The organism is Oleiphilus sp. HI0132, assembly GCF_001635845.1.
Window position 1 is genome coordinate 1 of the sequence record NZ_LWGJ01000147.1, and the last position, 8,677, is coordinate 8,677.

The 8,677-nt window shown below is 46.5% G+C and carries 5 protein-coding genes and 1 pseudogene; all 6 read right to left on the minus strand.

The window, feature by feature from the left end:
* Window positions 1–343: 343 nt before the first annotated feature.
* Window positions 344–994, minus strand: coding sequence for a 5,6-dimethylbenzimidazole synthase (bluB, locus tag A3766_RS01865; protein WP_068515048.1), 651 nt, complete (start codon window positions 992–994; stop codon window positions 344–346).
* 30 nt (window positions 995–1,024) lie between these two features.
* On the minus strand, window positions 1,025–2,206 hold the full coding sequence (locus A3766_RS01870; protein ID WP_068515050.1) for a sirohydrochlorin chelatase: 1,182 nt from the start codon (window positions 2,204–2,206) through the stop codon (window positions 1,025–1,027).
* Window positions 2,199–3,332 (minus strand): aminotransferase class I/II-fold pyridoxal phosphate-dependent enzyme, encoded by a 1,134-nt coding sequence (locus tag A3766_RS01875; RefSeq protein WP_068515053.1) that lies wholly within the window; start codon window positions 3,330–3,332, stop codon window positions 2,199–2,201. The genes A3766_RS01870 and A3766_RS01875 overlap by 8 nt, the downstream gene beginning before the upstream one ends.
* Window positions 3,329–7,189 (minus strand): cobaltochelatase subunit CobN, encoded by a 3,861-nt coding sequence (cobN, locus tag A3766_RS01880; protein WP_068515056.1) that lies wholly within the window; start codon window positions 7,187–7,189, stop codon window positions 3,329–3,331. Before cobN ends, A3766_RS01875 begins: the two co-directional genes overlap by 4 nt.
* A 79-nt stretch (window positions 7,190–7,268) precedes the next feature.
* Window positions 7,269–8,363 (minus strand): cobalamin biosynthesis protein CobW, encoded by a 1,095-nt coding sequence (cobW, locus tag A3766_RS01885; RefSeq protein WP_068515065.1) that lies wholly within the window; start codon window positions 8,361–8,363, stop codon window positions 7,269–7,271.
* A gap of 90 nt (window positions 8,364–8,453) precedes the next feature.
* Window positions 8,454–8,677, minus strand: a pseudogene (locus A3766_RS30135) (precorrin-4 C(11)-methyltransferase); the annotation flags it as partial.

The window sequence follows — 8,677 nt, forward strand, 5'->3', positions numbered from 1 at the left end:
TGTTGGACGGATCGCATCCGAACAATCTCCTAAGAGGTATATTGTGCACTCAATTAAGCATACGATACTCACTAAGCAAGATATCTTGACGGTCCAGTATTGGCTAAACTTAGAGCCATATGACGGACCAAGGTCGGCAGCATGGGGTGATTGTTAGTGGCGCCCACCAAGGATCCGCCCCTCTGAGTAAACGCTAATTTCGAACAGACGTTCGTTATCGACGAACTAATTCTATAAGATGTTGCAGTTCGAACTTCACCTACGAAAATATAAAAGTGATCTTAAACAATTAGATCACCCTTGAGTAAGGTGACAAAGCTAATTATGTTTCATTTTATCTAGCCTAACTTTTTCCCCAGAAGTTCTCAAAAACCAGCTCATTCAAGTCGAATTTTTCTGACCATTTTTCCATCACGAGCATCGGTTTCTCATAGAACCCATCAACATGACCAATACACAGAATCGCAACGGGATGGCTTCCTTGAGGCATTTCAAGAAGCTGTTTAAGGTCCTCCGGTTCAAACAAAGATACCCATCCCATGCCTACACCTTCGGCGCGAGCGGCTAGCCACATATTTTGAATGGCGCAGGATAAGGATGCCAGATCCATTTCTGGCAAGGTCCGTCTTCCAAATATATGTTCATCGCGTTTGTCAGGCAACGCAGCTACAATTACTTCTGAACATTGAAGTATGCCCTCTACCTTCAGTTTGAGAAAATCTTGCTCACGCTCTCCTAGGGCTTGCGCAGTAAATTTTCGCTCTTTATCCACGAGTAAATGAATTGAGTGCTTAATATCGTAATTCTTGATTCGGATAAAACGCCAAGGCTGCATTAATCCAACACTAGGCGCCAAGTGAGCTGCCGCAAGAATTCTACCGAGCGTAGTTTCTTCTAGCGGCTGACCATTAAAATGGCGCATATCCCTGCGCTCAGCCATAACGCGGTATATTGCCTTTTTATCGGCTTCAGGATAACTGAACGACTTACTCATGACTTAGAGCCCATCTCATCATCCTTACGGCTATTGGCGATGCGCAAGCGGCGTTTTATCACTGGCGCTAGCTATTTTCTCTTTTTCTTCATCGAGTATTTCTTGAGGAAATTGTCTCATGAAACAATTACAAATCCCGTCACCTATCATGGTTCGTGGCCCCATTGGGTGTCCGATATGTTTGTAAACGCCATGGGAATGCCCATGACTATGTGAGTGGCCATGAGAGTGGCCATGAGAGTGTGAGTGGTCATGAGAATGACCGTGTGAATGTTCATGACTAGGTGAGTCATCGTGCGAATGACTGCTTTCAGACACGCTGCCATTTGGATTATTCGGGTCAAATTCAGCATGATGGTGATGCACGTCAACCTCTCCTGCCGCCAGCCTCCGCTTGAACGATGACATTAAGTTTTCTGGCAGTAACTGATTCGTCATAATTTCACGCACACGAACTTCAAATGCATCGATAACTTTTTCATGATCATTAAGATAAGGCGTCTTAATGAACTCGCTATCAGGAAACTGTCCGGCGACATGGTCTACATATCCGTAAATACGTTTAATTAACCTGCCTGTGAACAGAAAATACGGTGCCACCACTATTTTTTTAAAACCGAGTTTTACCAATCGCTCCAAGCCTTCTCCAACCGATGGGTAGGTTACCCCTGAGTAAACCGTATCAGCCCAGCCAAAACCCATATTCTCATTGACGATTCGAGTCAGTTTAGCCACTTCCGCGTTTGCCATGGTATCTGACGTTCCGCGCCCTACAACCACTAGCATAGTGTCATAAAGTTGATCTGGAGGGTTGTTGGAGTCTAGCCCGAGTGACTCATATATTCTTGCTTGAAACGCCTCGATCATCGCTTCGTGCAAGCCGAGTTCATTGCCGTAAGCGACTTTCACGTTCCCCTTTTTCTCTTCGAATGTCGTCAATACAGATGGAATGTCGTTCTTTGCGTGAGTTGCGGCAAACAACATTCCTGGAACCGCGTAGATCTCTTCGACACCTTGATCAATTAACGAGTTTAGACCCATATGAATGTTGGGTGCGGAGAACTCCAAAAAGCCATATTCGACAGGCATATCTGGAAATCGTTTTTTTAGTCCTGCTGCGACACGCCCAAATTCACGCTCTGCGCCTTTGTCTCGACTGCCATGGCCACAGACCATAATGCCACGTTTTACTTCCACTGATTGATCAGCCATATTGCCTCTCCATTTGTATGTCGTTTGCGGTGCCAGCAAAATATTTTTTTAATGCGTGCATGCTTTGTTTAATTTTATGATTTAGTTCCGTCACTTGTTGGACGTTTTGTATATCGACAAAGCCTATCCTAATTAAAGAATGCCCTTTACCGATTTTGATTAATCGAAGTAAAACACCGTGCTGTGCAAACACTTCGAATAGTCGTTTTGCTTTTTCATCTTCGAGGGTATAGGTCGAAAACAACAATTGGTGGGCTTCTGATACATCGCCCCCTTGTTCTCGCAATTGAATAAATAAACCTTGCCACAGCTTTTGGTTATCTCGAGACAAGTCGAGGTATCGCTGGCGCGCGTCAGCTTGCCATTGCGCATCAAGAAACGCTCGAGTCGCTATTTCTTGGGCAGGCCCATTGACATCCCAAACACCAATGAAAGCCTTCATCTCATGCAAAAGCGTTTGGCCCGCAAAAACAAAACCGAGCCTCAAGCCTGGTAAGCCAAAGAATTTACCGAATGATCTTAATACCACCATATTCGCTGCAAAATTAGCACCCAAAACACTTTGCTCAGGACAGAGGTCTGCAAACGCTTCATCCACGATTAACGCAGCGCCCTCAGTAAGTTGTGATGACCAATACTTCAATGTTTCGGGTGAGAAAGTGATGCATGTGGGGTTGTTTGGATTTATCACCAGCAAATGAAATGCGTCGCCAGATGCAAGCCGTTTTTCTATGACTTTTTTTGCGTCATCAACGTTGTTCGATGGATAATAAACCAACTCCGCCCCATGCTGACGCCAGGCCTCGGCGTGCTCTTGATAACCGATATCAGGCAAGACAATCGGAAAATTCTTCAGGCACTTTGGCAGCGAAGCAATAGTTTGTTGTGAGCCATTTGTCGCAAAGAAATCATGCTGCCCGTAATAGCCTCGAACGGCGCTGCGAAAATTATCCTTCTGATATGGCATTCGAGTTAAGTACTCTGTAGATATATCCACGTCTGGGTAATGCATAGGGCTAATGCCCGTCGAGAGGTCAATCCACTTTTCTATAGGGACACCATAGCATTTTGATGCCGTTTCGAGATCTCCCCCATGAAGAATTCGGTCGTCAACTCTACTCATCATGCCTGCTCCTGCTTTTCATCCAAAGCCAAGAGCACATCCTGTAATTTTTCCGGATACTGGCCAGGAGCACCCCAAAGCCCACGTTGCGTCGCTTCTAATAAGCGTTCTGCCATTTCTTCAAGCACAGAGGGGTTGTTCTCCAAGAGAAAATTGAGGTTATCCGAGTCGAGTATCAAGGTATCAGTCACGGCCTCGTATTGATAATCATCAATCAGATTGGTGGTGGCATCATAGGCGAACATATAATCAATGCTCGCCCCCATCTCAAAGGCACCTTTGTAACCATGCTCTCGCATCGCATGAATCCATTTAGGGTTTAACACTCGCGAACGGACAACCCGGTTCAGCTCCTCTTTCAAGGTTCTAATCTTAGGAGATGACGGGTTGGAATGGTCATTGTGATACACCGTTGGTGCATCCCCCGAGAACACTTCAACCGCGTTGCTCATGCCCCCTTGGAACTGGTAATAATCATCAGAGTCCAAGATGTCGTGCTCTCTATTATCCTGGTTTTGCGAAACCACCTCTAATTGCGACAATCGAAAACGGAAAGCTTCCTTGGCATCGACACCGTCTCCCGCCTCGTTACCGTAGGCATAGCCACCCCAATTCAGATAGGCATCGGCTAGATCACTCTTTTGCTCCCAACAACGCTCGTCTATCAAGCCCTGTAGACCCGCACCATAAGCGCCGGGCTTACTACCAAACACACGATAACTCGCCTGCCTTCTAGCCAAATCGGCATTTAACCCCGTCAGTGTTAGTTCATCGATACGCTCTAACACATGCTGTTGAATGATGTTCTCGTTTCCAGGTTCTTCGATATCGACAATCGTTTGCACGGCCGCATCAAATAATTTCATGACGTTAGGAAATGCATCTCTGAAAAAGCCCGAGACCCGCAAGGTCACATCGACACGAGGTCGTTGCAGCAATTGGGTGCTCAGCACTTTAAAATCAACAACACGGTTAGATCCCGGCGCCCAAATAGGTTCGACGCCCATCAGAGCAAAAGCCTGAGCGATATCATCGCCACCGGTTCGCATGGTTGCCGTACCCCAAACTGACAAACCTAGCTGTTTGGGATAATCACCATGCGCTTGAAGATGACGTTCGATCAAAGCTTGGGCCGAACGCTTTCCTATTTCCCACGCCGCCGGGGACGGTATGGCACGATTATCAACGGAAAAGAAATTACGCCCTGTCGGCAAGGTATCCAATCTTCCTCGCGTTGGTGCGCCACTCGGGCCAGGGTCAATGCGCTTACCTCTTAAGCCCTTGATGATTGAGCCCAACTCCAGTTCTGCACTTTTTCTCAACGCAGCTAAGAGCACGTCTTTTGTATAATTGAGCTGCGCTAGTGTAGAAGGTAATTGCGCAAGCAACGGAATTGATTCGTCAGACAAGACATAGGTTTCTACTAGCTTTTTGGCAAGCAGTTCTAGTCGCTCACGTGTATCCGCTTCGGTACGCCAAAGTCCTTCATCTAGTTCGGCTAAGCATTCAGGTCTCGTGCCCTCCCAAGCTTCCGCACCTGCAGACAGTGGATCAAATAGATCATCGTCACCTTTAATATCTAAATCCAGAACCAGGTTATGAAGAATTCCCTGACTGTGTTTCTCACCACCACGAGGCAAGCGCAGTAAGGCCACTATCGTATCCGAAAGCTTCTCCTTGTTTGGCAGCACCCCTAGTATATGCAGACCATGTCGTATCTGCGCTTCCTTGATGTCACATAAATACGCATCGAGCCGATTTAGTACAGCGTCTTCATCTGACGTATCTTCAGTGCCAAGTTCGTCTAGCACATTGCTATCTTTTACCTGATCCAAAATCGCTTTTCGGAGATAGACTTCGCGCTTGTCGTCCATTCCCATTGCCTGGTAATACTCATCGACTAGCGACTCTAACTCGGCTAGTGGTCCATAGGTTTCAGCCCTTGTCATGGGTGGCATTAGATGATCGATAATGGCCGCTTGGGTTCGCCTCTTTGCTTGAGCACCCTCACCTGGGTCATTCACAATAAACGGATAAAAATGCGGCATAGGGCCAAGCGCAATATCAGGCCAACATTCTGATGATAAGGCCGAGCCTTTTCCGGGTAACCATTCCAGATTGCCATGTTTACCAACATGAATCACCGCTTCCACCTTATAGACATGTCTCAGCCAAAAATAGAAAGCTAAGTAGTTGTGCGGTGGGATCAAATCCGGGTCATGGTAGTTTGCGACCAGATCAATATTGAATCCTCGTGCAGGTTGAATACCAACAAAGATCTCGCCCAAACGAATACCCGATATCATCAGTCGCCCTTGCCGAAACTTGTTGTCGTCCTCTGGCTGTCCCCACTGATCTATTACTGCTTTCTGTGACGATTCGGGTAACGCAGAAAACAGCTTCTTATAGGTCTCGACACAAAGACTTTGCCAACATGGCAAATGGTGCAAGGTATTTGGATTATTGGTGACAGAAGTTAGCAATGCTTCGATCAATGCATTTCCCGATTCGGGAATATCGCTAACGGGGTAACCAGCATCGGCCAAGGCACTCAGAATTTGGCAGGCTGAATTGGGTGTGTCTAACCCAACGCCATTCCCTATCCGGCCATCCTTCGTCGGATAATTCGCGAGTATCATCCCGATGCGTTTTTCTGAATTTGGCTTCACCGCAAGTCGGCAATATCGCCATGCTAATTCCGCTACGAAATGTGCCCGTTCAGCATTTAATTCATATTGAACGATACTCGACTGGGCATGCTCGTCGTAGAAACTCTCGCTCTTAAAACTAAGTGCACGGGTTGCAATCCTACCATCCATTTCAGGAAGCACGACTTGCATCGCTAAATCTCGGCTTCTCAAGCCTTGGCTATGCGCTAACCAGTCTTCTTCTGTACTACCTGACAATACCAACTGCAAAACAACAAGGTCTTTCTCAAAGGGCGATTGGAAAGTACTTGGCTCAGAACTAAGATCGGGGCTCGCCACGGTATTGGTTGCAAACCCAGTCGCATTCAGTACCAACTGTACATTTGCCTGGTCGATTAATGCGTTAACCAAGGAGAGTGATGACGGGTCTTTTAGCGAACTAATCGCAACGGGTAACACAGAAAGCTGATGCTGTTCCAAGACACTAATTAGCGCATCGAACATCGTGGTATTAGCGCTTTGCAAATGACTTCGATAAAACAACAGCATTACGGTTGGATTATCTTGGCCAGCCTTATTGCTTACCTTGTCTTGCCAAGCTAATAAGGTCCCCTGCTCTACACCCGGCTCGTAAATCATACATTTGGGTAAGGGCCTCGGCTCTTGCCATGACAACGTTAGATCAGCTAATAATCTGACATAACGCGCAATAATAAAGTGATAAAGATGTCGGGCATTCTCGACGCCGCCTTCACGCAAGTAACGCCAAACACGGTGCGCATCCTGAGGCACTACCGAACTAGCATCAGATAAGTCCGGATCAGGATTATCATCCCCAGGAACCACAATTAAGGTTCTAGGAGCGTCCGGTGTTTGTGCGTTCTGCCAGTCAACCAAGCGCTCCAAACCATAGGCCCAATAACTCGCGCCACCCAATAAGGATACGACAACGACTTGGGCCGACTCCAAGACCTTATGCTCATACAAGTCATACGCAGCAGGCTTTAACAATTGCATCCAGTTCGCCAAACGCACTTGCGGAAAGTTCACATCGTGTTGGTGATCTTCGTGCATATTTTGTAGCGCATACGACAGTGCAGACAAACTACTGTCTGCCGATGTCAGTATAACTACCTCTGCGGGGCTTTGATCGAGATCGATAATACCTTCATCATCGACAAAACCACCCGGTTTAGCTGCTAGCAAATGCATAAAAAAATCACCAAATTCTGCCTTTCAATATCGCTTGTCTAATGGGTGCGTTTAAACCTGTTTGCCTAAACCCGTCCACCTAAACCAGGGCGTTTTCTAATACGCTTTGGATGACCGCTTTCTCGATGCCTTTTCCGATAAAAACGAGCGATGTTTTTCTTGGCTCGCCTGCTTGCCATGGGCGGTCAAAATAACTGTCTAGACGCTTACCCACAGCCTGCAATACTTGTCTCATTGGCTTACCTGGCAAAGCTGCAAAACCTTTTACTCTGAAGATATTGAAGTCACTAACAACGTTTTGTATCGCTGCTTGAATTTTATCGCTATCGACTTCACCGATCTGAATCACAAACGAATCGAAATGGTCATGTGCATGCTCGTGATGTTCGCCGTGCGCATGGTGATGATCATGGTGATTATGTATTTGCTCGATACGCTCTTCAGCCGCAGCATCAATGCCGATGATGGCATTGAGCTCTGCTTCACCGTTACTGATATAGGTCGTTTTGACTTCGCTTGGTACGCGCTTGCCGACAATCGTTTCAACCAATTGACGTTGTGGCGCGTCTAGCAAATCATTTTTGCTAACCACAACCAAGTCTGCAGCACTCAATTGATCGTCTAACAGTTCTTGCAAGCTAGGGTCGTGATCAAGACTTTCATCGGCCAAACGCTGTGCCTGAACCTTACCTTCATCGTGCGCAAATCGCCCTGATGCCACCGCTGGACCATCGACAACCGTTACCACGGCATCGACGGTGCAATATTCTTTAATGCCAGGCCAATTGAATGCCTGCACTAAGGGCTTGGGTAGTGCTAAGCCACTGGTCTCAATCAGAATGTGATCGATATCATCACGACGCTCTACAAGCTGCTGCATAACAGGCAGAAACTCTTCTTCCACCGTACAGCAAATGCAACCATTGGCGAGTTCGTAAATACCATTGTTAGCGCTAGAGTCGGAGTCAACAACACCACTTTCAGCACCATCTTCTTCACAAGACAAAGGACAGCTACGTAGCAGGTCCGCATCAATATCAAGTTCACCAAATTCATTGACAATAACGGCGATTCGTTTGCCTTCAGCTTGCTGAATGACATTTGATAGTAAGGTGGTTTTACCACTTCCTAAAAAGCCAGTAACGACGGTGGTAGGTATTTTATTTAATTGCATCATTTATCTCGCTGTACTCTCGTTGTTGTTCTATCTTGGTTGTCTTTGTGCTTAATCAAACTCACCGACAACGTGTGTTGTTTTCTGCTGCTAGCGCTTCACTTGTCTCGGTACATCTGGTTTAACCTTGGGCCGATAGACATGCGCTTTGTCTTTGGCATATAGATAAGAATCGGCAAAATCGTCGGTATCCAACACATGACCGACCAGGATCAAAGATGTTCGAGTAAATTTCTTTTCGCGTACTTTTTCGACGATATCTTTTAATGTTCCTGTGACTTTGTCTTCATCGGGCCAACTGGTTCTGTAACACA

Coding starts and splice junctions, on each gene's coding strand:
- A3766_RS01875 (WP_068515053.1), bottom strand. CDS start 3,332: ATGATGAGTAGAGTTGACGACCGAATTCTTCATGGGGGAGATCTCGAA.
- A3766_RS01870 (WP_068515050.1), bottom strand. CDS start 2,206: ATGGCTGATCAATCAGTGGAAGTAAAACGTGGCATTATGGTCTGTGGC.
- cobW (WP_068515065.1), bottom strand. CDS start 8,363: ATGCAATTAAATAAAATACCTACCACCGTCGTTACTGGCTTTTTAGGA.
- cobN (WP_068515056.1), bottom strand. CDS start 7,189: ATGCATTTGCTAGCAGCTAAACCGGGTGGTTTTGTCGATGATGAAGGT.
- bluB (WP_068515048.1), bottom strand. CDS start 994: ATGAGTAAGTCGTTCAGTTATCCTGAAGCCGATAAAAAGGCAATATAC.